Source organism: Phytobacter palmae (assembly GCF_039409775.1).
Lineage (GTDB): Bacteria > Pseudomonadota > Gammaproteobacteria > Enterobacterales > Enterobacteriaceae > Phytobacter > Phytobacter palmae.
In genome coordinates this window covers 469,155-493,067 of record NZ_JBCIVJ010000001.1, presented here as the reverse complement: position 1 = coordinate 493,067, position 23,913 = coordinate 469,155, and the positions used below count along the sequence as shown (strand labels likewise).

At 53.1% G+C, this 23,913-nt stretch carries 24 protein-coding genes; 17 read left to right on the top strand and 7 right to left on the bottom strand.

The window, feature by feature from the left end:
* Positions 1-13: 13 nt before the first annotated feature.
* Positions 14-1,171, bottom strand: a complete 1,158-nt coding sequence (gene ampH / locus AAIG39_RS02405) for a D-alanyl-D-alanine-carboxypeptidase/endopeptidase AmpH (protein ID WP_090082725.1) — start codon at positions 1,169-1,171, stop codon at positions 14-16.
* Positions 1,172-1,366: 195 nt separating this feature from the next.
* On the opposite strand from ampH, the gene AAIG39_RS02400 reads away from it, so the two are divergent.
* The 3 genes from AAIG39_RS02400 to AAIG39_RS02390 all read left to right on the top strand — a co-directional run bounded on the left by AAIG39_RS02400 (position 1,367) and on the right by AAIG39_RS02390 (position 4,389).
* Positions 1,367-1,900 (top strand): isochorismatase family protein, encoded by a 534-nt coding sequence (locus tag AAIG39_RS02400; protein WP_343193107.1) that lies wholly within the window; start codon positions 1,367-1,369, stop codon positions 1,898-1,900.
* A 127-nt stretch (positions 1,901-2,027) separates the two neighbouring features.
* Complete coding sequence (gene sbmA, locus AAIG39_RS02395) at positions 2,028-3,248, top strand: peptide antibiotic transporter SbmA (protein WP_090082719.1); 1,221 nt, start codon at positions 2,028-2,030, stop codon at positions 3,246-3,248.
* Between the two features lie 13 nt (positions 3,249-3,261).
* On the top strand, positions 3,262-4,389 hold the full coding sequence (locus AAIG39_RS02390; RefSeq protein ID WP_425503232.1) for a DUF1615 domain-containing protein: 1,128 nt from the start codon (positions 3,262-3,264) through the stop codon (positions 4,387-4,389).
* Here the strand turns inward: AAIG39_RS02390 and AAIG39_RS02385 are convergent.
* Positions 4,386-4,688, bottom strand: a complete 303-nt coding sequence (locus AAIG39_RS02385) for a YaiY family protein (protein ID WP_090082715.1) — start codon at positions 4,686-4,688, stop codon at positions 4,386-4,388. The two genes, AAIG39_RS02390 and AAIG39_RS02385, sit on opposite strands and share 4 nt — an antisense overlap.
* Before the next feature lie 253 nt (positions 4,689-4,941).
* Between AAIG39_RS02385 and AAIG39_RS02380 the strand changes: the two genes are divergently transcribed.
* The gene (locus AAIG39_RS02380) at positions 4,942-5,178 is read left to right on the top strand and encodes a DUF2754 family protein (RefSeq protein WP_047371635.1); all 237 of its coding nucleotides are present in this window, start codon (positions 4,942-4,944) and stop codon (positions 5,176-5,178) included.
* Here AAIG39_RS02380 and ddlA read toward each other — a convergent pair.
* The gene (ddlA, locus tag AAIG39_RS02375; protein ID WP_343193106.1) at positions 5,175-6,275 is read right to left on the bottom strand and encodes a D-alanine--D-alanine ligase; all 1,101 of its coding nucleotides are present in this window, start codon (positions 6,273-6,275) and stop codon (positions 5,175-5,177) included. The genes AAIG39_RS02380 and ddlA overlap by 4 nt on opposite strands.
* A gap of 84 nt (positions 6,276-6,359) precedes the next feature.
* Here ddlA and AAIG39_RS02370 point away from each other — a divergent pair, with 84 nt between their 5' ends.
* The 7 genes from AAIG39_RS02370 (at position 6,360) to AAIG39_RS02340 (ending at position 13,722) form a co-directional block, all read left to right on the top strand.
* A complete protein-coding gene (locus AAIG39_RS02370; RefSeq protein ID WP_343193105.1) occupies positions 6,360-7,043 on the top strand; it encodes an extensin-like domain-containing protein in 684 nt (227 codons plus the stop codon).
* A 170-nt stretch (positions 7,044-7,213) separates the two neighbouring features.
* Positions 7,214-8,404, top strand: coding sequence for a multidrug efflux MFS transporter (locus tag AAIG39_RS02365; RefSeq protein WP_343193104.1), 1,191 nt, complete (start codon positions 7,214-7,216; stop codon positions 8,402-8,404).
* A 258-nt stretch (positions 8,405-8,662) separates the two neighbouring features.
* Positions 8,663-8,923: an anti-adapter protein IraP gene (iraP, locus tag AAIG39_RS02360; protein ID WP_085006147.1), complete on the top strand. Its 261-nt coding sequence runs from the start codon at positions 8,663-8,665 to the stop codon at positions 8,921-8,923.
* Between the two features lie 100 nt (positions 8,924-9,023).
* A complete protein-coding gene (gene phoA / locus AAIG39_RS02355; RefSeq protein ID WP_090082704.1) occupies positions 9,024-10,442 on the top strand; it encodes an alkaline phosphatase in 1,419 nt (472 codons plus the stop codon).
* A 92-nt stretch (positions 10,443-10,534) separates the two neighbouring features.
* The gene (gene psiF, locus AAIG39_RS02350) at positions 10,535-10,855 is read left to right on the top strand and encodes a phosphate starvation-inducible protein PsiF (RefSeq protein WP_090082702.1); all 321 of its coding nucleotides are present in this window, start codon (positions 10,535-10,537) and stop codon (positions 10,853-10,855) included.
* Positions 10,856-10,945: 90 nt separating this feature from the next.
* Positions 10,946-12,058: a diguanylate cyclase AdrA gene (gene adrA, locus AAIG39_RS02345; protein ID WP_343193103.1), complete on the top strand. Its 1,113-nt coding sequence runs from the start codon at positions 10,946-10,948 to the stop codon at positions 12,056-12,058.
* 140 nt (positions 12,059-12,198) lie between these two features.
* A complete protein-coding gene (locus tag AAIG39_RS02340) occupies positions 12,199-13,722 on the top strand; it encodes an FAD-dependent oxidoreductase (RefSeq protein WP_343193102.1) in 1,524 nt (507 codons plus the stop codon).
* Between the two features lie 42 nt (positions 13,723-13,764).
* On the opposite strand, the gene proC is transcribed toward AAIG39_RS02340, so the two are convergent.
* On the bottom strand, positions 13,765-14,571 hold the full coding sequence (gene proC, locus AAIG39_RS02335; protein ID WP_090082697.1) for a pyrroline-5-carboxylate reductase: 807 nt from the start codon (positions 14,569-14,571) through the stop codon (positions 13,765-13,767).
* Positions 14,572-14,708: 137 nt separating this feature from the next.
* On the opposite strand from proC, the gene AAIG39_RS02330 reads away from it, so the two are divergent.
* The 5 genes from AAIG39_RS02330 to ppnP all read left to right on the top strand — a co-directional run bounded on the left by AAIG39_RS02330 (position 14,709) and on the right by ppnP (position 17,459).
* Positions 14,709-15,173 carry a YaiI/YqxD family protein gene (locus tag AAIG39_RS02330; RefSeq protein WP_090082695.1) on the top strand — a complete coding sequence of 155 codons (465 nt, stop codon included), beginning with the start codon at positions 14,709-14,711 and terminating at the stop codon, positions 15,171-15,173.
* 269 nt (positions 15,174-15,442) lie between these two features.
* Entirely contained in the window at positions 15,443-15,967 is a 525-nt protein-coding gene (gene aroL, locus AAIG39_RS02325) for a shikimate kinase AroL (protein WP_090082693.1), read from the top strand.
* A 53-nt stretch (positions 15,968-16,020) separates the two neighbouring features.
* Positions 16,021-16,212, top strand: coding sequence for a protein YaiA (gene yaiA, locus AAIG39_RS02320; protein ID WP_041852552.1), 192 nt, complete (start codon positions 16,021-16,023; stop codon positions 16,210-16,212).
* Positions 16,213-16,408: 196 nt separating this feature from the next.
* A complete protein-coding gene (locus tag AAIG39_RS02315; protein WP_249569933.1) occupies positions 16,409-17,086 on the top strand; it encodes an AroM family protein in 678 nt (225 codons plus the stop codon).
* A gap of 88 nt (positions 17,087-17,174) precedes the next feature.
* Entirely contained in the window at positions 17,175-17,459 is a 285-nt protein-coding gene (gene ppnP, locus AAIG39_RS02310) for a pyrimidine/purine nucleoside phosphorylase (protein WP_090082690.1), read from the top strand.
* Positions 17,460-17,514: 55 nt separating this feature from the next.
* Here ppnP and rdgC read toward each other — a convergent pair whose 3' ends face one another.
* Positions 17,515-18,426 carry a recombination-associated protein RdgC gene (gene rdgC / locus AAIG39_RS02305; protein ID WP_249569931.1) on the bottom strand — a complete coding sequence of 304 codons (912 nt, stop codon included), beginning with the start codon at positions 18,424-18,426 and terminating at the stop codon, positions 17,515-17,517.
* Between the two features lie 99 nt (positions 18,427-18,525).
* On the opposite strand from rdgC, the gene mak reads away from it, so the two are divergent.
* Positions 18,526-19,431, top strand: coding sequence for a fructokinase (gene mak, locus AAIG39_RS02300; RefSeq protein ID WP_090082686.1), 906 nt, complete (start codon positions 18,526-18,528; stop codon positions 19,429-19,431).
* A gap of 90 nt (positions 19,432-19,521) precedes the next feature.
* Here the strand turns inward: mak and sbcC are convergent, their stop codons facing one another.
* Positions 19,522-22,668, bottom strand: a complete 3,147-nt coding sequence (sbcC, locus tag AAIG39_RS02295) for an exonuclease subunit SbcC (RefSeq protein ID WP_343193101.1) — start codon at positions 22,666-22,668, stop codon at positions 19,522-19,524.
* The gene (gene sbcD / locus AAIG39_RS02290) at positions 22,665-23,867 is read right to left on the bottom strand and encodes an exonuclease subunit SbcD (RefSeq protein ID WP_090082683.1); all 1,203 of its coding nucleotides are present in this window, start codon (positions 23,865-23,867) and stop codon (positions 22,665-22,667) included. The genes sbcC and sbcD overlap by 4 nt, the downstream gene beginning before the upstream one ends.
* Between the last annotated feature and the right edge of the window lie 46 nt (positions 23,868-23,913).

Sequence of the window (23,913 nt, the reverse complement as noted above, 5' to 3'; positions counted from 1 at the left end):
CGACCCATACAAATCAGGAAGACGGGGCAACTATCGGTTTATTGTTGCTCAATTCGCTTACCAGATCGTTCACGCCATCGCTCATATTAACGAAACGCGTTAATGGTGAACGCGTGATAACCACGAACACTCCGACATTACTTTGCGGGATCATCGCCATATAAGTAATAAAACCACCGCCGCCACCCGTTTTCTGAATAATACCCGGATGTCCATCTTTCGGCGCCATATAGACCCATCCCAGGCCTAGCGCATCGGCTTTACCCGGCACATCCATCCCGACAACACGTGTGAGCTGATTGCGCTGATAGATCAACGTCTGCATACGATCCGCCTGACTGTTACGACTGTAAAAATCAGAAGAGAGGAATTGCTGCATCCAGCGCATCATATCGCCCGGCGTTGAATAGACACCGCCGCTGCCAATGGCAGCCAGGGTGTTATCACAGGGGCTCGCTCCTTTTTCCGCCACCATCAGACGACGACACTGGTCAGGTGACGGCGTAAAAGTGGTGTCTTTCATCCCCAGCGGACGGGTAATCTGCTCTTCGAAAAGCTGAGGGTAAGGTTTACCCGCCGCATTTGCCAGGGCATCGGCCAACAGATCAAACGCCAGGTTGGAATACGCCGCCTGGGTACCGGGTGCCGATTTTAATGTCGCCGTGGAGAGCCAGTTCCAGCGCTCTGCGCGGGTCGGCCAGGTAAATACGGTACGCTTTGCCGCACCGCCCGGTTGTTCACGTGGCAGAGAGCTGGTGTGAGTTGCCAGGTTAACCAGCGTAATCGGCGCCCCCTGATAAGTTGGTACGCGCGCACCCGGTGGCGCATATTTGCTTAACGGATCGTTGAGTTTCACTACCCCCTGATCGAGGAGCTTCACCAGCATTTCGCTGGTCATAAGCTTAGAAAGCGAGGCAATGCGGATGACCGAGTCCAGTTGCGGGCGAACATTCGAACCGGGACGCGTTTCACCAAAGCTTCTGAATACCCGCTGGTTACCATCGATCGCCACCATTGCCATCCCTGTTGCGCCACTGCCATAAAAAATATGGTTGGCGTAACGATCAACAATATCAGACGCAAAAACAGCATCGGGCGACTGTTGTGCTGCATGAGCGCAAGTCAGTGTTAACGCGCACAGCGTTGCAGAGAAAGACAAACAACGTTTCAACGAAAGCATCCGTAAATGAAAAAAGTGATAATGCGTATTTATACTACCAGGCGGCATATTTCAAAGCACCGAAAAGCGCATTATTTCGCGAAATAACGTAACGAGGGGTAAACATGAACTTTTTTCCGCACCATAAAATGGCCGCGTCGTTGTGATACCCTTTTTCTTTCCGTAGCGAATTTCTGGAGACGAGCAATGTCAGGCAAGCGAGTGGTGATGGTCGTGGATATGCAAAACGGGGTTTTTGCGACACCACGTTTTCGACGCGAAGTGTGCGTAGCGCAGATAAATCAGCTCACGCATGCGGCTGATACGGTGATTTTCATCCAGCACATCGAAAACGGTGGACTGGAAGAGGGGAGCGACGGGTTCCGGTTACTACCTGACCTTTATCAGCCTGATAACGCGTTGTATGTCACTAAAACCGCCTGTGACAGCTTTTACCGCACCCGGCTTACGGATGTTTTACGCGAGCATGATATAGCTGCATTTGTCATATGCGGCTGTGCGACAGATTATTGTCTTGATACCACACTGAAAAATGGCGCCAGCCGGGGATATTCAATTACCGTGGCCGAAGATGCCCATACGACAGCCAACCGACCAGCGGCCCCGGCTGAAACATTGATCGCCCATTATAATGAAGTCTGGCGCACACTTACGGTGCCGGATAACCCCGTTTTTGTGAAATCCGTCGAAACAATTCTTCACGAGTGGCAAACGAACTAAGGCGTTACGCTCAGGTCTGATTCAACAGTTCTCACAACGCTCCCCACCGCAGGAGGCTCCTGTGGCGGAGATGCGTTGTGCGCCGTATGAGTGATGAACAAAAATAAGAAGTGAGCAGGAGAGTATTATGTTTAAGTCTTTTTTCCCAAAGCCGAAGCTGTTCTTTCTCTCGGCCTTTATTTGGGCACTGATTGTAGTCGTTTTCTGGCAGGCCGGTGGGCAGGCCTGGATAATGCGACTGGTTGGCGCTTCTGAGGATGTTCCCATCAGCGCGGCGCGCTTCTGGTCCCTGAACTTCCTGCTATTTTATGCCTACTACGCATTATGCGTCGGTCTCTTTGCGCTCTTCTGGTTCTTCTATGCCCCGCATCGCTGGCAGCGCTGGTCAATTCTCGGAACGGCCCTAATCATTTTTGTGACCTGGTTTCTGGTGGAAATCAATGTCGCGATCAATGCCTGGTACGCACCATTTTACGATCTTATTCAAAAGGCCCTGAGCGCGCCGAATAAAGTCAGTATTGGTCAGCTTTATAGTGAAATTGGCGTCTTTTTATGGATCGCCCTGATTGCCGTAACCGTCGCGGTGCTGAACAATTTCTTCGTGAGCCACTATGTCTTTCGCTGGCGAACGGCAATGAACGAATTCTATATGGAGCACTGGGAACAGTTGCGCCATATCGAAGGGGCGGCGCAGCGTGTTCAGGAAGACACCATGCGTTTTGCTTCTACGCTCGAAGATATGGGTGTTAGCTTTATCAATGCAGTCATGACGCTGATTGCTTTTTTGCCGGTTCTGGTGGCACTGTCTCCACACGTAGAGGAACTGCCGCTGGTGGGGCATCTGCCGTATGGTCTGGTGGTTGCGTCCATTGCCTGGGCTCTGTCGGGGACCTTTTTACTGGCATTTGTCGGGATTAAACTGCCGGGACTGGAGTTCAAAAATCAGCGTGTGGAAGCTGCATATCGTAAAGAGCTGGTGTATGGCGAAGATGACGTCAACCGCGCCAAACCTCATACGGTGAAAGAGCTATTTTCTGCCGTCCGCCGTAACTATTTCCGTCTTTATTTCCACTATACATATTTCAACATCGCCCGCATTTTGTACCTGCAGGTCGATGTGGTGTTCGGTCTGGTTGTCCTTTTCCCGACCATCGCAGCCGGGGCCATTACCTTTGGTCTGATGCGCCAAATCACAAACGTGTTTGAACAAGTGCGCAGTTCATTCCAGTATTTGATAGCCTCCTGGACCACGCTGGTGGAATTGATGTCCATCTATAAACGTTTGCGGAGCTTTGAAAGCGAGTTGAATGCGCAGCCAGCGTCGCAAATGACCAACACTCTCAGTTAATGCAAGGAACGATATGTCTGTTTGCGCGCCGCGTCTTATCGCGACCACAATGACACTGCTGGCGGGAATGATTCTCGCCGGTTGTACCACACCGAAAAACACGACCAGCGCAGGAAAAGAGACGAAGGGGGCCGAAGCGGAAAAGCCCCGTGATGTGGCGAGCGTGGTCAGAGAGAAAATGCCTGCAAGTGTGAAAGACCGGGACGCGTGGGCGCAAGATATTGCCACCACCTTTTCCAGTCAGTCGATTGCACCTACGCTGGAAAATATCTGTTCGGTACTGGCGGTCGCGCAGCAGGAATCAAACTATCAGGCCGATCCGACGGTGCCGGGGTTGAATAAAATTGCCTGGAAAGAGATTGACCGTCGCGCGGCACGTTTACATATCCCACTTGCCCTGGTGCATACCGCGCTGAAAATTGAATCGTCCAATGGCAAAAGCTATAGCGAGCGTCTGGACAAGGTCAGAAGCGAAAAACAGCTGAGTGAAATTTTCGACGATTTTATCAGCGTGGTGCCGATGGGGCAGACGCTCTTTGGTTCTTATAACCCGGTGCATACCGGCGGGCCAATGCAAGTTAGCGTTGCGTTTGCCGAGCAGCACACCAACGGCTACCCGTGGAAAATGGAAGGCACGGTGCGACAAGAAGTCTTTACCCGTCGCGGTGGCCTGTGGTTTGGCACTTATCACTTACTCAATTATCCGGCCAATTACACAGCTCCCCTCTACCGCTTTGCTGATTTTAATGCCGGGCATTACGCCAGCCGTAACGCGGCATTTCAGAATGCGCTAAGCAAAGCGACCGGCGTTAAACTGTCGCTGGACGGCGATCTTATTCAGTATGGCAGCAGCGATGCAGGGGCAACAGAGCTGGCGGCCAGAAAACTGGGGGTAAAACTGGGGATGAGCGACAGAGATATCCGCCGCCAGTTGCAAACCGGCGACAGTATTGCCTTAGAGAAAACGGCCTTATACCAGGGCGTTTACCGCCTGGCGGAACAGAAAAGCGGGAAGACGTTACCGCGAGAGATGCTACCGGGTATCCAACTGGAGAGCCCGAAGATCACTCGCAACCTTACAACCGCGTGGTTTGCGAAGCGTGTCGATGACCGCCGGGCGCAATGTATGTTGAAAAACTAATGATGGCGTCGCCAGCGCAATACCAGGCCAATCACGCCCAGAAATGCGCAGCCGATCAGGAAAGGCACCAGACCAAAAATGGTGCCGACGCCAAACCCCATCTCGACGTGTGGTCGGCTGGTGTCCTGCATTTGCATCAAATGTTCAAAGACCCCAGGCGCGTGCACCAACAGGTTAAGCAGTTGCGCGCCTGCCCAGAAGCAGAGCAGCACAAACACGGCATAGGCGATATTACCGGGCGTAGAGGCGTCGCGAGTTTTTTTACCCGAAAAGGGTTTCGACAGGGTAAAGTCAGCCATATAGACCTCCGCTACGTTTAATGACGTTGTCTCAGAGCCAGTGAATTGGTGTAATTTTGACAGGTCGGTTAAATTGTCAACATCGGAATGGTGATAATTTCGCACCGGGAATGATTCCCGATGTGTAAATTTTGTATGCGATCACATTCCGGTAACATTTCCGTTACTGAATTAACATTTCAGAATTTCCGCATATGGCACAGACGTGCCATGACAAATATGCGAGGATGGCGTTTTTATTGCCGGAGTTGTCATGAAGCTGCCTTCAAAAATACGCCGTGACTGGCACTACTATGCGTTTGCGATTGGTTTGATCTTTATTCTGAATGGCGTTGTTGGTCTGCTGGGGTTTGAAACGAAAGGCTGGCAAAACTACGCCGTCGGCCTTGTTACCTGGGTTATTAGTTTCTGGCTTGCCGGATTTATTATTCGCCGCCGCCCCGAAGAAAACGAAGAAGCGGCGAATGAGGAAGAAAAAACGCAGGACTAACCGTTCATCGAGCTTTTTAACGCGCTATCAGCCTGATGGCGCGCCAAAGCCAGTTCAATCAACCGCGTGATGAGATCGGTATAACCGAGACCACTTGCCTGCCACAGTTTTGGGTACATGCTGATATTGGTAAAACCTGGCAATGTATTGATCTCATTGATGATAACTTTGTTGTCCGGCGTCAGGAACACGTCGACGCGCGCCATTCCGGCACAGCCCAGCGTCTGATAAGCCTGAACGGCGATGGCGCGAATATGATCGTTCACTTCGGGCGCGATTGCCGCCGGTACAACCACCTGCGCACCGTTATCGTCAATGTATTTGGTGTCGTATGCGTAAAACTCACTGTTAAGTACGATTTCACCGCAGGTGCTGGCCTGTGGATCGTCATTACCCAGCACCGCACATTCGATCTCGCGACCGGTAATACCGGTTTCGACCACGACTTTATGGTCAAATTCGAACGCCAGGTTGATAGCAGCATGGTATTGCGCTTCGTTGGTGACTTTACTGACGCCAACGGAGGAGCCTTGATTGGCAGGTTTTACAAACAGCGGTAGTCCAAGCTTCGCCTGTATCTCAGCGAAAGAAATACGGTCGCGATTACTCCGGGTTAAGGTAACAAACGGAGCGATGGCGAGACCCGCATCACGCAGGAGGCGTTTGGTCACGTCTTTGTCCATGCAGGCGGCGGATCCCAGTACATCGGAACCGACAAATGGCAGATTTGCCATACGCAGCAGGCCCTGGAGCGTGCCGTCTTCACCCTGAGTACCATGGACAATCGGGAAAATCACATCCACTTGCGGAAAGGGTTTAGCATCACTGGCATTCATCAGTTGCTGTGACGGTTGCCCCGGCACCAGCGCAACGCTGCTTTCAGAGGGATTAAGTGCAATTCGCGCCGGGTCGCTGGCATTTTGCAGATAATTATTCGCGTCGTTGATATGCCACTGACCCTGTTTATCGATCCCCAGCAGTACCACATCGAAACGCGTTTTATCCATTGCATCGACGATATTTTTTGCCGATTGCAGCGACACTTCATGTTCAGCCGACTTGCCGCCGAACACGACCCCTACCCGCAGTTTTGCCATCTCAACTTTCACTCACTTGAATCAGAAAGCACATACCATATCACTTCTGCCATACTGTTTTGCAGTGATTAATGGAGGGGATGCGTGAAAGGGAAAGGCTTAGTTGTTTTGTTTATACTGCTGGGCGGACTGGCGGTCGGCTGGCGCTATTTGCCCGCGTACTACAACCCCTTCGCGCCCTTTCAACTTAATGACCCGCCGGGGCGCATTACTCAGTTTAAGTTACGTCGGCTTGATTCGGGGCAGTGTATTGATTTGCTGCACCAGGCGAACCAGCAACAACTCATTTCCACTACATCTGTCGCCAATACCGGGGGGGACTGTCCGCTGAGCGATGTGGTAAGGGTGCGCGATTTTGGCCCGGTCAAACTCAGCAGTAGTTTTCTTGCCAGTTGCCCGCTGGCACTCCGTTCAGCACTCTTTGTTGAACAACAGGCCCGGCCGCTAACGCAGCAATTTATGGGCAGTCCGCTCACGCGCATCGACCATCTGGGAAGTTACGCATGCCGTAATATCTATAATCGACCCAATGCCCGCCTTAGCGAACATGCCACTGCCGAAGCACTGGATATTAGCGGTTTTCATCTGGCAAACGGCCAGCAGGTGACGGTATTGCATGGCTGGCGGCACGGCGACACGCACCCCTGGCTACAGGCGATGTTAAGGGCGAGTTGTGGGTATTATGGCAACAGCCTTGGGCCGGAATATAACGCGGCGCATGCCAACCATTTTCACCTCGGGATGCGTGGGTTTGGGCTATGTCGCTAAAGCATAAACTGCCGAAATAAGTGTGGTTTATATCCCGGGCTATGGCCGGTGGCAGAATAGAGAAGATAAAACACCAAAAAAAATGTAATCGCACCTCTGGTGCGTATTCTTATTACTGTTCTTGTTAACCTGTGCGTAATTTGCCAAAAACTGAATAATAATTGCTGTTTATGGAATCCTGGAGAATTAACCTTATTTCTGTCTGGTTCGGCTGTTTTTTTACCGGTCTTGCCATCAGTCAAATTTTGCCGTTCTTGCCCTTATATGTCTCCCAGTTAGGGGTCTCTTCTCACGAAGCGTTGTCGATGTGGTCCGGGTTGACTTTTAGCGTCACTTTTATGGTTTCCGCGATAGTTTCGCCGCTATGGGGCAGCCTTGCTGACAGAAAAGGGCGCAAATTAATGTTGTTACGCGCGTCCCTGGGCATGGCGATCGCCATTTTACTGCAGGCTTTTGCGACAAATGTCTGGCAATTGCTCATTTTACGCGGCGTTATGGGGCTCACGTCCGGTTATATTCCCAATGCAATGGCACTGGTCGCCTCTCAGGCGCCTCGTGAGCGTAGTGGTTGGGCGCTGAGTACACTGTCGACGGCGCAAATCAGTGGGGTCATTGGCGGGCCGCTAATGGGCGGTTTTTTGGCTGACCACTTTGGTTTACGAACCGTTTTTTTAATCACCGCGACGCTATTGATTGTCAGTTTTCTGGTCACTCTGTTTTTGATCAAAGAGGGCGCGCGACCTAAGGTCAGCAAGGCGCAGAGATTGAGTGGCAAAGCTGTTTTTTCCTCGCTACCTTACCCGGGCCTGGTGATAAGTCTCTTTCTGACAACGCTGGTTATCCAGTTATGCAATGGTTCTATCGGGCCTATCCTGGCGCTGTTTATCCAGTCTATGACTCCTGACAGCAGCAATATTGCATTCCTGAGTGGGATGATTGCCGCCGTACCGGGCGTGTCCGCGCTTATATCGGCGCCGCGGCTGGGGAAGCTTGGCGATCGAATTGGTACTGCGCGCATTCTTATGGCAACTCTGGTCTGCGCCGTGGTGCTATTTTTCGCCATGTCGTTTGTTACCTCGCCGCGGCAACTGGGCATTCTGCGTTTTATGCTTGGCTTCGCCGATGGTGCAATGCTGCCCGCCGTGCAAACGCTGCTGCTTAAATATTCCAGTGATCAGGTGACCGGACGTATTTTTGGCTATAACCAGTCGTTTATGTATCTGGGTAACGTGGTCGGGCCGTTGATGGGAGCGTCCGTCTCGGCGATGGCCGGATTCCGCTGGGTATTTGTCGCTACGGCGCTGGTGGTCTTATGCAATATCTGGCAACTGGCGCTGGCATTACGTAAAACGCGACGTTAAGCGAATATCCAGATCAGAAGCTTCTGGCTCCGGTCTGGATATAAATTTTCTTTATAGAAAAAATATATTCTTTTATCTCCCGCTTCGCTTTGACGCATGGATAAATTTGCTTTTGCATCAGAGAAACGTTTCGTTACTCGATTTCTTGTTTCACGGTTCTACATAGCGCAAATTTAGCGAAAAATAATAGATGCATCCACTTTGCAACTACAGAAAAGAATGCTAACGTCATCGAATATCACATAAGGAAATAGCGCTATGAAAAATCTCATTGCAGAGCTGTTGGTAAAACTCGCGGAAAAGGAAGAGGAATCCAAAGAACTGGTTGCGCAGGTGGAAGCGCTGGAGATCGTTGTGACTGCACTTTTACGTCAGATGGCGCTGCCTGAGCAACAGGCGCTTATCCAGAGTATTGAAGGCGCGATGGATGATGTTCATCCTGGAACTGACGTCTCCGATCATGATACGGAGTTGCTGCAACAGTATATAAAAAAGCTTTTAAGGCACCCGCGCACCTGAGACTTTGAGATAAGTCACGCTGTCATCTCACTGTCACGCGCGGTGCCTATAGTCGCTCTGTTTTATTTCTTTTTAAGTATTTATACACGGAGAAAATAAAGTGAAACAGAGCGCATTATTCGTCGCCTTATTCCCTATGCTGTTTACCCCTGTTATTTATGCGGATACCACTTCCGCTACGACCGTTCTGGAGAATCGTGCCGCAAAGGGCGATATTACGACGCAAGGCGGTGCCCGTCGTTTAAGTGCCGATCAAACTGACGCAATACGTTCCTCGCTCAATGACAAGCCGGCTAAAAATATTATTCTGCTGATCGGTGATGGCATGGGCGATTCCGAAATTACCGCTGCGCGAAATTATGCCGAAGGGGCTGGCGGTTATTTTAAAGGCATTGATGCGTTACCGCTTACGGGCCAGTACACGCATTATGCGCTGGATAAAAAAACGGGCAAACCCGATTACGTGACCGACTCTGCGGCATCCGCAACGGCATGGTCTACCGGCGTGAAAACCTATAATGGCGCGCTGGGTGTCGATATTCATGAAAAAGATCATATGACGATCCTGGAGATGGCAAAGGCAGCCGGCCTTGCCACCGGTAACGTCTCTACAGCTGAATTGCAGGATGCTACGCCTGCCGCGCTTATTTCCCATGTGACGTCGCGTAAGTGTTACGGCCCGAGTGTTACCACTGAAAAATGTGCCAGCAATGCGCTGGAAAAAGGCGGCAAAGGCTCTATTACCGAGCAGTTGTTGAATGCGCGCGCAGATGTCACCCTCGGCGGCGGTGCGAAGACATTCAATGAAACGGCAACCGCCGGTGAGTGGAAAGGCAAAACGTTACGTGAGCAGGCGCAGGCGCGCGGCTATCAGTTAGTGGGTGATGCCTCAACGCTGGCGGCCATTACCGAAGCGAATCAGGATAAACCCCTGCTGGGTCTGTTCTCCGATGGCAACATGCCGGTTCGCTGGGAAGGCCCGAAAGCCTCACTGCACGGTAATATCGATAAACCAGCGGTGACCTGCACGCCCAATGCTAAACGCACCGACAGCATACCGACGCTGGCGCAGATGACCGAAAAAGCGATCGACCTGCTGAGCAAAAACGAAAAAGGCTTTTTCCTTCAGGTGGAAGGTGCATCGATTGATAAACAAGATCATGCTGCCAATCCGTGCGGCCAGATTGGTGAAACCGTAGACCTTGATGAAGCCGTGCAAAAAGCGCTGGCCTTCGCCAAAAAAGATGGCAACACGCTGGTAATCGTTACCGCTGACCATGCTCACGCCAGCCAGATTATCCCGGCTGACACCAAAGCGCCTGGCCTGAGCCAGTTGCTGAATACCAAAGACGGTGCGGTGATGGCAATTACCTACGGTAACTCTGAGGAAGAGTCGATGGAACATACCGGCACGCAGGTTCGTCTGGCGGCTTATGGACCACATGCGGCCAACGTCGTGGGGCTGACCGATCAGACCGACCTTTTCTTCACCATGAAGGACGCGCTTGGGCTGAAATAAGTGGCTGCCCGGCAGGAAAACTCTTCTGCCGGGTGGTTTTTTCGCCATGACAGACCATCCTTAAGGAGCAAGGCTTACAGAAGGATGGTGCTATGAAAATAATGTTACTTGTTACGCTCCTGTTCGGCCTGGTGTTTGTTACTGCACTAAGTGCCGCTGAGAAGACCCTTACCCCTCAACAACAACGTATGTCCCTTTGTAATCAACAGGCTACTGCGCAGACGCTTTCCGGCGATGCCCGCAAGCGGTACATGAGCGATTGCCTGAAAAACACCAAAACCGAGCCCGGACAAAAAAGTCTGAGTCCTCAGCAGCAAAAAATGCGCGAATGTAACGCACAGGCGACTCAACAGTCGCTGAAAGGCGAAGATCGCAGCAAATTCATGAGTGGCTGCCTGAAAAAAACGGGCTAATCCAAACGGGTGAGTTCGCCACGCGACTCACCCGAAATTTCATACTTTCCCCGCATGACCCCTCTCTATAATTTGGGAAAATGTTTCAGAATGTTCCCAAAAATGATGAATGATAATAACTTTTACGCAACAGAGAGCGGCAAGGAAAGACGTAACACTCTGCACGATGACGATCCCCATACGCTGGGGCTCCAGTTTGCGCAGCGGGAAAGGCTGCCCCGGGCGATAGGGTTGGCCTGTTTGTTTATGCCGCTGGCTGGCGTACTGGTCTTACAGCCGATAGCGGGGGGCTGGTGGATTTTATTGGTTTTATGGAGCTTCGTCTGGCCGCATCTGGCCTGGCAACTGGCGGCGCGCTCAAGCGATCCCTTCACCAGCGAAACGCACAATTTAAAGGCTGATGCCTTGCTGGCTGGCGTATGGATTGCGCTGACTGGTGTGAACATGCTGCCGTCTATTGCGCTGGCAATGATTGTTTTTATCACCACTATGGGAGCAGGGGGGCCACGACTGTGCCTTGCCGGGGTTGTTCTGATGGCGGTTGCCTGTCTGGTTACTCTCCAGCTCACCAGCACGACTATTTCGCCTGCCAGTTCGTCACTTATTATCTGTCTTACGGTGCCGGTACTTCTGCTCTATCCACTCATTTTTTCATGGGTCAGCTTCCGTCATGCCGCGAGGCTGGAGGAACACAAACGTCGCCTGCAGGTGATGAGCATTCGTGACGGTATGACGGGTATTTACAATCGCCGCCACTGGGAAAGTCTTCTGCGGGATGAATTCGATAACTGTCGGCGCCATCAACGAATTGCGACGCTGCTGCTGATCGATGTCGATCATTTCAAAACCATTAACGATACCTGGGGACATGATGTGGGTGATGAGGCGATCATTGCCATTACCCGCCATCTGCAACTGACTTTGCGCGGTAGCGATCTGATTGGGCGTTTTGGTGGTGATGAATTCGCCGTCATTATGTGCGGCACGCCATCAGAAAACGCGATTGCGGCCATGGAGCGTGTCCATGATCGCCTTACCGCCTTCCGCCTGCCTTCTGCTCCGCAACTGGCGCTGCAAATCAGCGTTGGCGTTGCTCCATTGACCGATGAGATGACCCATTATCGTGAGTGGCTAAAATCCGCCGATCTTGCGTTATACAAAGCGAAAAAAGCCGGGCGCAATCGCACCGAAGTGGCCGCCTGATACCCCGGCTGGTTGCTATAGGCCCATTCTCTGCCAGGCTTAACAGGTCATCATTACACATTGAGTACTTCTTATTTCCTCGTGGTGTGCGCTGTCTGGCGTTACGTCCGTATCACCAACACTGACACGAGAGCAATGTTATGAGCTACCAATACGTCGTAGATATCAACTCACTACCGGAGAACAAGCCGGTTAAAGTCGAAGTGGCGGGTACCGCCATGATCCTCATCCGCACCTTAACCCAGGTGCGCGCATTTCAGAGTAAATGCCCCCATGCGGGCGCCCCACTTGAAAAAGGGGCTGTATGTGAAGGGCGCCTGGTTTGTCCGTGGCATAAAGCTGAATTCGACATCAGGAACGGACAATGGCTTGAGCCGCTTGCGCTGACCAGCCTTAAGCAATATCCGGTGCTGCTGGAACAAAACCGCGTCCTGGTAAATCCACGCCCGATGTCCCCTGCCAGCAGGCCGATGATCCGTGGTGAACAGGAACAGACCACGGTTATTTTAGGAACCGGGGCGGCCGGCAGTTCCGCCGCTATAACGCTGCGTGATTCGGGCTACACCGGGCGTTTAATCCTTATCGATAAAGAACAGGATGCCCCCTATGACCGTACGGCACTGAGCAAATTTGTCCCCGCAGGCAAAATGAAAATCAGTGACGTGCCGCATGTGCTGGACGAGGCCTTTTACCAGCAGCCGGGCGTTGAAAGCCTGCGTGAAGAGGTGGCCGATCTCAATAGTCGCGAGCACATTCTCACTCTGAGCAGCGGACAAACGCTCCATTTTGACAAACTGTTGCTGGCGACCGGCGGCCAGCCGGTATGTCCTGACATTGAAGGTAATCATCTGAATGGCGTCCATGTTCTGCGCGATCTCCATCAGGCGCAACAGTTGCTCAGCGATGTGGAGCAGGAACATCAACTGGTGATCATCGGCAATAGCTTTATTGCCATGGAGCTGGCCGCTGCGTTACGCAATCAGGATATTGACGTGACGGTGGTGTCGCGCCATGAATTGCCTTTTGTACCTCAGTTTGGTGAAGAGATGGGGCAGCACTTTCTCAATATGCATAAGCAGAATGGGGTGAAATTTGTGACCGGGGAACCTGCGGCGCTGGAGGGCGACGGGCACGTGCAGGCGGTACGCCTGAAAAATGGCCTTACGTTGCCCGCACATGTAGTGGTCTTTGCCACTGGGGTTCGTCCGTTTACCGATCTGGCTCATGACCTTCACCATGAAGAGGACGGTAGCCTGACAGTGGATGAAAGCTTATGCGCTGCGCCAGGGGTGTGGGCGGTGGGCGATATCGCCAGCTATCCGGCGCCGGAAGGCAGACGGCGAATTGAACACTGGCGCGTGGCGCAGCAGCAGGGGCGGCTGGCGGCAAAAAATATGCTGGGTGAACACAACGCGTTTGATCGGGTGCCTTTTTTCTGGACTACCCATTTCGGTACGCGCTTTGAATATCTGGGTTATGCACGGGAGTGGGACAGTGTGAAAATGCTCGGCTCGTTTGAGAGTAAGCGCTTTGCGGTGCTTTACGGCGAAGAGGGGATGCTGAAGGCGGTGCTGAGTTGTGGTGAAAATACGGCAACGGCAGAACTCCTGGTAAAAATGCAGCAACCGATGCCTCTGCGTCAGGCCAGTGAGATGCTGGCGTAGCATTGATAGCGCCGCAGCTGGAACGGCGGCGCTATCATGGTCTTATTTGCTCATCTGTTCGGATTTCGCCATACAGGCCTCAATGGCGTCGATAACGGCCGCACGGAAACCTTTCTCTTCCAGCACCTTGACCGCTTCGATAGTTGTACCACCGGGGGAGCAGACCATATCTTTTAGCTCTCCCGGATGTTTGCCGGTCTCGAGCACCATTTTTGCCGATCCCATCACTGCCTGCGCAGCAAATTTGTAAGCCTGTGCACGTGGCATTCCGCCCAGTACGGCGGCATCGGCCATGGCTTCGATAAACATAAATACATAGGCCGGGGCGGAACCACTAACGCCGACCACCGGATGGATCATGGGTTCTGCAATCACTTCAGCAGCGCCAAAGCAGCGGAAGATATTAAGCACGTCGGCAATATCTTCCTGAGTTACCAGGGCGTTCGGTGTAATGGAGGTCATTCCGGCATTCACCAGCGACGGTGTATTCGGCATGGTGCGCACGATTTTCCTGTCGTGACCCAGTGCCCGTGCCAGTTGATCGAGCGTAATGCCTGCGGCAATCGATACGACCAGCGTTTCTTTGTTCAGGCTGGATGCGACGTCGCTAAGCACCTTGATCATAATATTCGGTTTTACCGCACCAAAGACGATGTCGGCTATCTGGGCGACTTCCTGCGCGCTCTGTGCGGCGTTAATACCATACTGATCATGCAGTGCGGCGACTTTATCCGGTGATGGGGTATAGACCCAAATCTGCCCGGGCTGTACCTGGCCGCTGGCGATCAGACCGCCGAGAATGGCTTTGCCCATGTTGCCGCAGCCGATAAAACCGATTTTTTTCTCCATTACGTCTGTCTCTCTGCTGTTAAGTGTTCTGAGTTATAGCTTAACGTGGAAAGGCTTACAGGGCTAAAGCTTAACGTCATGCTTTGCGAAGCGGGGCAATTAACGCGACAATGCCCGAAATAGAGTGAGGAGCGATAATGGCGATTTGGGTTGATGCGGACGCGTGTCCGAATGTGATTAAAGAGATTCTGTTTCGTGCAGCCGATCGCACGCAAACGCCGTTGACGCTGGTGGCGAATCAAAATATCCGGGTGCCGCCGTCAAAGTTTATCCGTTCAGTTCGCGTTGCTGCGGGGTTTGATGTCGCCGATAACGAAATTGTGCGGCTGTGTGAGGCGGGCGATCTGGTGATCACGGCTGATATTCCGCTGGCGGCGGAAGTCTTAGCCAAAGGCGCGGCAGCCGTTAACCCGCGCGGCGAGCGCTACACTGAAGCGACGATTCGCGAACGGCTGACGATGAGAGATTTTATGGATACGCTGCGCGCCAGCGGCATTCAGACCGGCGGTCCGGACAGTCTGTCACAGCGCGACCGTCAGCAATTTGCCGCACAACTGGATAAATGGCTGCTTGAGCGTCAGCGCCGCAAGACTGACCAGTAGTTTCATCAACCGTTATATGAATATGTTACGCTAAACGAGCCTGCGGGCTTGTCAACAGACAATCTTTTAAAGTAAGGTTATCGCTACATAGGTTGCATTAAAATCTTTACACTACAATGTGGCGTCATCTCTGGATTCTAATGAGGAAGGATGCAAGTTGTTTTTGAAGCGTAACGATTTGTTTACGATCACTCGACGCCCGGCAGGGTGATTTACCATTACCTTATTTTTCTTTTTTCACCTTGCGATATCAGAGGGAACATCCGTTCATGACGCTACCCATTTTTTTGATTGGCGCACGTGGTTGCGGTAAGACTACCGTTGGTCATGCGTTATCACAATTACATGTTTGTCAGTTTGTTGATACCGACCACTGGTTGCAGGAGCAGGCGCAGATGACCGTTGCCCAGCTCGTAAGCAAAGAAGGCTGGCAGGGATTCCGCGCGCGCGAAACCGAAGCGCTTGAAGCGGTCACCGCCCCTGCGCGAGTTGTTGCCACTGGCGGCGGTATCATTCTGAGCGAGTACAATCGCAAATTTATGCGCGAGCAGGGCGTGGTGATTTACCTGTCTGCGCCCGTCTCCGTCCTGGTGGATCGCCTGGAAGCGTATCCCAAAGAGAGTCAGCGTCCGACCCTGACCGGTAAGCCTGTCCGCGAAGAAGTAGGTGAAATTCTCGCTGGTCGTGAAGCCCTTTATCGGGAAGCCGCGCATCATGTTGTGAATGCGGCGCAAGATCTTGATCTGGTGATCGCTGAAATTCAGACAGCTCTGCGCCTGGCTCGCGCCAGCTAGCGAAACGATTGTCTATACTTATGGCCTGACACCGTAACTACTGAGGTAACGTCATGCCTGGTAAACCACCTTATCCTCGTGAAGCCCGTGTTGTTGCCGTAGAAAAAGGCACAGCCGGGCAGACCGTCACCTGGTACGAATTACGTGCCGACCATCCCAAACCTGACTCATTAATCAGCGAGCATCCCACTGAGCAGGAAGCACTGGATGCTAAAAAGCGGTATGAGGATCCAGATAAAAACTGATGGCTTTAAAAAAGTTCTGAAACATGAAATAAGCGGTGCCTCATCACATTTTTCGCCCTGGCAAGATGGATGAGGACCGACAATAATCAGACATTACTGGCGTATTTGGGAATCTTTAAGAACTGGACATTGCCTGTTGGTTCGCACCGCGTCAAAGCATTAACAAAAAAGCAGTGTTGCAAGGTGGATAAACAAAATGAGTGCAACGATGGCAATCCTCACCATAGGTGTGGTGCCTGTACAGACGATATTACCGTTGCTGACCGAACATATTTCTGAGCAACAGATAACCCATTTCAGCCTGCTTGGAAAAATGGACCCTCAGGAAGCCCTGACAGAGTACAGGGTTGAGCGGGGTGAAACGCCGCTACCCACACGCCTGTGCGATGGCAGTATTGCGATGGTCTCACGCGAGAAAGTGGAGCGTGATCTGCAAAGCGTTATCGAAGTGATGGATAACCAGGGTTACGACGTGATTTTGCTGATGAGCACGGCGGATATCCGAGGGCTTAACGCGCGAAACGCCATTCTTATTGAGCCACAACGTATTATTCCTCCGCTGGTGGCCTCGATTGTAGACGGTCATCAGGTGGGGGTAATTGTACCGATCCCTGAATTGATGCAACCGCAACAGCTAAAATGGAGCGTACTGGAAAAGACGCCCTTTTACACGCTGGCACACCCGTACGAGGCGACCGAGTCCGAGCTGGTAGCGGCGGGAAAAGAGCTTATTGAGCAAGGTGCGGACGTATTAATGCTAGATTGCCTCGGTTTTCATCAATGGCACAGAGATTTGCTCCAGAAATCATTGGATGTGCCAGTGCTACTCTCTAATGTTCTGGTGGCGCGTCTCGCTTCGGAACTGCTGGTATAAGCTTTCCTGTCCTGCAATTTCGCGTGACAGGAGCGAAGTCTGGCCTCTATAGTGTTTTTCCATACATTTTCTTTATAAGGGCCAGTTCATGCTTCAAAGTAACGAATACTTTTCCGGTAAAGTGAAATCCATTGGTTTTACCAGCAGCAGTACAGGCCGTGCCAGTGTGGGCGTGATGATGGAAGGTGAATACACCTTTGGTACCGCGCAGCCGGAAGAGATGACGGTCATCAGCGGTGCGCTGCACGTTCTCCTGCCTGGTGAAACCGAATGGAAGACTTACTCTGCGGGTGAAGTGTTCAATGTTGCCGGCCAAAGTGAATTTCATTTGCAGGTAGCCGAGCCGACCTCTTATCTCTGCCGTTATCTGTAAAAAAACGCCCGGCTTAACCGGGCGTTCTGCTTTTTAGTGTCTGATACCTTTCATCTTAGCGTTGAGCCTCGCCCCCCAGCCCCTCCACAAGACTGTGGATTAGCGTCGCCAGTTCACCGGTCATCAGAATGAAATCGGCATCAAAGCGCTGGGCGACATCATCACGGTCAATATCTTCGTTCTGATCCCGCAACTCATCACCAAATTTCAGGCGCTTAATCGAACCATCATCACACACAACAAACTGAATGCGTTGCTGCCAGTCGAGCGCCAGTTTAGTCACCACTTTACCCGCTTCGATATGCACGGCGATTTCATCGCTGACCAGTTCCTGTTTTTTACAGCGAATCACGCCGCCATCTTCCAGGATAGCTTTCAGCTCGGCTTCGTCGAGAAGCTGAAAACCCTGCGCTACCGTGCCAGAACGTACCCATTCCGTCAGCGTCAGTTCAATCGGTGTTTCCAGCGTCAGGGGGACTACGGGCAGAGAGCCCAGGCTTTTACGCAGCAGTGCCAGCGTGTCTTCCGCTTTTTTCGCGCTGGCACAGTCCACCATAATGAGCCCATTCACGGTATCAATCCACATCATGGTCTGGCTAAATCGACTGAAGGCGCGCGGCAGCAACGAGTGCAGTACTTCGTCTTTCAGGGAATCTTTTTCGGTTTTCTTCAGCTTGCGGCCCTGGTCGGCCTCAAGACGGGAAATTTTGGCTTCCAGCGCCTGTTTAATTACCGGAGCAGGCAGAATTTTCTCTTCTTTGCGCGCGCAGATAATAATCTGACCGTTTGCAGTGTGGGTCAGCGCATCACTGTGTGAACCCATCGGTGGAACCCACCCGGTTTTCGCCATATCCTGACTACCGCACGGGGTAAACGATAGTGGGGCAAGCTGTTTTTCCATCTCTTCCGCCCGCAGCGCCACATCGCGGCTGAGACGGTATACCATTAAATTTTTGAACCACAGCATGATATTTTCCACGGTCTAGTCGTTAATTGCAGCGGGCATGATAACCAATTGTCGCCACGCTTGCATGTGAATGCGTTGTCCAACTATGAGGAGCATTATGTGCGTATTGGTATCGATTTAGGCGGCACAAAAACGGAAATCATTGCGCTCAGCGATAGCGGCGACGAGCTGTTTCGCCATCGTCAGCCGACGCCGCGTGATTATCATCTGACTCTTGATCTGCTGACCTCGCTGGTGGCATTGACTGAGAAAGAAACCGGGCAAACGGGCACAGTTGGTATGGGGATCCCCGGCTCGATTTCTCCCTATACGGGCGTGGTAAAAAATGCCAACTCAACCTGGCTCAACGGCAAGCCGTTCGATAAAGATTTAAGTCAGCGTTTAAACCGGGAAGTTCGGCTGGCCAATGACGCTAACTGTCTGGCCGTTTCTGAGGCTGTTGATGGCGCAGCGGCAGGCGCACAGACCGTGTTTGCGGTGATTATCGGTACGGGCTGCGGAGCTGGCCTGGCCTTTAATGGCCGCTCCCATATCGGCGGCAATGGCACGGCGGGTGAGTGGGGGCATAATCCGCTACCATGGATGGATGAAGATGAGCTGCGTTATCGGGAAGAAGTGCCATGCTATTGCGGCAAACAGGGGTGCATCGAAACCTTTATCTCTGGTACCGGCTTTGGCACCGATTATCAGCGCTTAAGTGGGCATGCGCTCAAAGGCAATGAAATTATTCGTCTGGTGGAAGAACAGGACCCGCTGGCTGAGCTTGCGCTCAGCCGCTACGAACTACGCCTGGCGAAGTCGCTGGCCCATGTGGTGAATATTCTCGACCCGGATGTGATTGTGCTCGGCGGCGGGATGAGCAATGTCGAACGCCTTTATAAAACCGTGCCGAATCTGGTGAAAAACTGGGTATTCGGCGGCGAGTGTGAAACCCCGATTCGCAAAGCGCTGCACGGGGATTCCAGCGGCGTACGCGGCGCAGCATGGCTGTGGCCGCAGGCGTAAATAAAGGATTTCCCCGGTGGCTTTGCGCTTACCGGGGCTACAAAGCCGTAGCCCGGATAAGGCGCCTGCGCCGCATCCGGGTTTTTGCGGTTACGCGTGCGGTACTGAAAACGTGCTATCCAGCTTGCTGTAGCCCAGGCCATTAATTTTCCTGACCTTAATCTGCACCGGAATTCGCTCCTTCATTGCCTCCACGTGACTGATCACGCCGATGGTTTTCCCGCTGGCGTTCAGCGCGTCGAGAGCATCCAGCGCGGTATCCAGTGTTTCGCTGTCCAGTGTGCCGAAACCTTCATCCAGGAACAGCGAATCGATGCGGGTTTTATGGCTGACCAGATCCGACAGCGCCAGTGCCAGCGCAAGGCTTACCAGGAAGCTCTCACCACCGGAAAGCGTGCGGGTATCACGTATCGCATCAGCCTGCCAGGTATCAACGACCTCCAGCTCCAGCGCCTCGCTGACTTTACGTTTAAGCAGATAGCGCCCGTGCAGGCGATTCAACTGATTGTTGGCCAGCCACACCAGATTATCGAGGGTTAACCCCTGGGCGAATTTACGGAACTTATCCCCTTCTTTTGAACCAATCAGCGCGTTCAGATGCCCCCAGTCGTCGCAGCGCAATGCCGCACGTTCAATGTCCAGCATCAGCGCCTGCAGACGCTGGCGGTTGTCCGCATCCTGTTTTAGTTGCTGACGGCACTCCCCCTGGCGGGTGGTATTCTCGCGTAGCTGGCGCGCCAGCAATGTCAGCGCTTCACGGGACTTTTCAGTATCAGTATCGTCACTCAGGGCGGCGGGAGGCTGCGCGGTATGTGTGGCTAATGCCTGTTCAGCGCTGGCGACCAGTGCCTGTGCCTGCTGCTCGTCACTGTCGAGACGCTGACGAAGCTGCTCAAGGCGCGTGCGCTCGTCGTCGCTCAACAGCGCATCCAGAAAGGCCTGCTGATCGGCAAATTCACTGTTTGCCAGCGCATCGGCAAACTGTTTCTCCAGCTCTGCCAGACGTTCCGTCTCATGCCTTAGCTGCTGTTGCAGCGTTTGCCACTGGCTGTGTAGTGACACGCAATCATTATGTACCTGCCGCCAGTTATCTAAGGCAACGGTTTTTATCTCTGCCGGGACAGCTTCTTCCGGCAGGGTGTCGAGAAGCGGCGTCAGCAGTGCAATCTGCTCGTGCAATGCGCTAAATGCGCTCTGTTTTTCCTGCCAGAGTTCGGCTTCCGCCGTGCGTGCTGCCAGCCATTGTGCCTCTTCACCTTCTGGCGGTAGCGTTAACCCCAGCGGCTCGAGCATGGCGGCCAGACTCGCCCGGCGCGCTTCGGCCGCCTGCTGGTATTGCTGAACTTGCTGACGCAATTCAGTGATCTGGCTTTGTAATGTCAGGCGCTGGCTCAACTGATAGAGCTGATGTTCGTAGGCATCCTGCGCGCTCAGCCAACTGGAGATGTCATGCTGCGGTCGCAGGGTGATGTTCAACGTCAGGCACAGTTCCTGCCACTCGTTTGTCAGCGTTTGCTCCTGCTCCTGAAGGGACTTTGCTTCGCGGTCATCTTTTTCAATACGCTCACTTATCCCTTTCAGCCGTTCACCGAGCGCCACGCCATCTTCTTTTATCTGGCGTACTTCGAGATCCAGCGCATCGCGGCGGGCATGGTTCACACCGGGGACGATAGCCTGATATTCGGCAATCGCAGGGTGCGCCGTCGAACCACAAAGCGGACAAGGATGACCCGGTTGCAGACGGGCACGTTCGGTTTCCAGACTGTGGATGCGGTCTTCCAGCTCACAAAGGGCGCGGATATCCGTCAGCGACTGGTTTTTTTCTTTGTACAGCTCGCGCTTACGCGCCAGCTCGGCAGTCAGTTTTTCCTGCTCAGCTTTGAGTTCGCTCAGGCTTTGCTGACGCTGGGCGAGATGTTTTTGCAGCGGGGCAAAACGTGCATGCAGCGCGGTCAGACGCTGGCGCAGCGGGCGGTTCTGCGCACAGAGCGTCATCGCCGCATTAACCTCGTCGCTGCTCATCTCCAGCGAGACGGTCATCAGGTTACGTAATTTGTGTTCGTTTTGTTGAATGCGTTCCTGCAGAGAATGCCACGGCTTTTTGTCATCTTCCTGCTGGTTTAGCATCGCCCGCCAGCCGGTTAATTCGTTCTGCCAGCGCTGAAAGCGTTTGTTGTCTTCAAGCCACAGCGAGAGCGTTTTTTGCGAGGCCATCAACGCCTGATGCTGGTGTGCGGCGCTCGCGCGAATCTGCGCCCGTAGCGCCAGTTTCGCCTGTAAGCGAGTATTCACTTCTTCATTCTGGCGACGACTGCTGTCCTGCGCTTTGCGTTGATCGAGTAACCGTTCCCAGACGGGCCGCAGTTGCAGGGCTGGTTGCACTCGCGCCAGCCGCGCCAGCTGCGGTTCGGCGGCAACACGTGCCTGCTGTGCCCGTTGCCGGGCTTTTTGTGCCTGGTCACAGGCGGTTTGCAGTTCACCGCTGCGAATAAGCCAGTCCAGTTGCGCCTGCACAATACGCTGCCCGTCTGACAACCGCTGTTCCTCGTCAGTGAGCGCCTGCACACTTGCATTCAGGGATTCCCGCTGCTCATCGGTAAGCAGCACGACGCCCTCGGCCTGCGCCTGCAATTTCTCAAGCTCGATTTTGGCGACTTTATGTTTTTCAAATACATTGGCGGAGATTTGCCCATAGATTTCGGTGCCGGTCAGCTCTTCGAGCAGTTCCGCACGTTCTTTCGGCCTGGCGTTGAGAAACGCGGCGAATTGCCCCTGGGAGAGCAACATTGAGCGGGTGAAACGGCCATAATCCAGCCCGGTTAAGGCAGCGGTTAGCTCCAGTTTATCTTTCACCTTGTCGGCGAGGATCTTGCCGTCCGCACAGCGGGCCAGCTCTACACGTGGAACCTGTAAATTGCCGTCCGGCTGATTACGCGCACGGCTCTGGCTCCAGAACGCGCGATAAGCGACCTCTTTAACTTCAAACTCGACTTCTGCCAGACAATCGGCGGTATCGCGGGTCATCAGATCATTCTGCGATTGCGAAACGGTATTCAGGCGCGGTGTTTCGTGATAGAGCGCCAGGCAGATGGCATCCAGCAGGGTCGTTTTCCCGGCGCCGGTTGGTCCGGTAATGGCAAAAAGGCCGTTACTGGCAAAGGGTTCGGCGGTGAAGTCAATCTTCCACTCACCTTTTAATGAGTTAAGGTTTTTCAGGCGTAGGCTGAGGATTTTCATGCGTCATGCTCCTGATTAAACGAGTGGAGCGTTTCGAAAAAGAGCGACTGCAGGCGGGCAATCTGGACATCATCGAGCTCCTCCTGTGCCAGGCGACGAGCGAAAACCTCTTCCACTTTTAACTCGCTCAAGGTTTCGCGGCGCTCCCCCGCGAGGATGCGCTCCCGCTGTTCGCGGCTGCGGCGAACCAGCAATACCTCCACTGGCAAATCGGCGGTCAATGCCTGAATTTTTCGCTGCATGTCGCTTAGATAATCCTCTGTCGCGATCTCAATATCCAGCCACACGGGGGCGTCGGTTGGGCCGCCGCGCCACTGCTCAAGCTGCTGACGAATCGACGCAAGGTCGCCCTTAATGACCGCCATTTGCTGTGTAACAGGGACTTCCAGCGCTGTCACATCCGCCAGTTTTCCTGCTGCAAATGTCACCAGATTGACATATTTGCTGTTTCCGGTTTCATCGAAGCTTAGGGCGATAGGCGAGCCGCTGTAGCGGATATGCTCGTGTCCGCCTGGCTTTTGCGGACGGTGAATATGGCCAAGCGCGATGTAATCCGCAGGCGGAAAGTTTTGCGCGGGGAAGGCATCCAGCGTACCGATATAGATGTCACGAACGGCGTCACTTTTACTGGCGCCAACGGTGGTCAGATGCCCGCTGGCGATTATCGGCAGCACTCTGTCACCGCGTAATTCGCAGGCGGCCTGGTATTGCTGCTGATAGTAATTGGTGATGGCTTGCAGCAAATGTAGCTGTTTTTCCTGCCCGGAGAGTCCCGCCTGGCTGGTCATGATGTCGCGCGGACGTAAAAAGGGCACCGGGCAGAAAATCGCACCGGGCGAGCCATCACGCAGCGGCAAATAAAAAGGCGCGCTGCCCGCGCTGGCGACAACGGTAGTTTTTAGCCACGCGAGAATATCTTTCGATTCATTAAGGGTGGCTACTGAATCATGATTCCCCGCCAGTACTACCAGATGACACCCCGTTTGCTGCAATTTCACCACAAAACGGTTGTAAAGCTCACGCGCATAGCTGGGTGGGGAGCCAGTATCAAAGATGTCGCCAGCAACAATAATGGCGTCGACCATATGCTCCTCAGCGGTGGCCAGTAGCCAGGTGAGGAAGGCGTCGTGCTCAGCGGCGCGGCTTTTACTGTAGAAGTTCTGACCCAGGTGCCAGTCCGAAGTATGAAGGATGCGCATAGCGGTTCCGTGGCAAAAAAGCGTAAACGCGATTATAACATTCAGG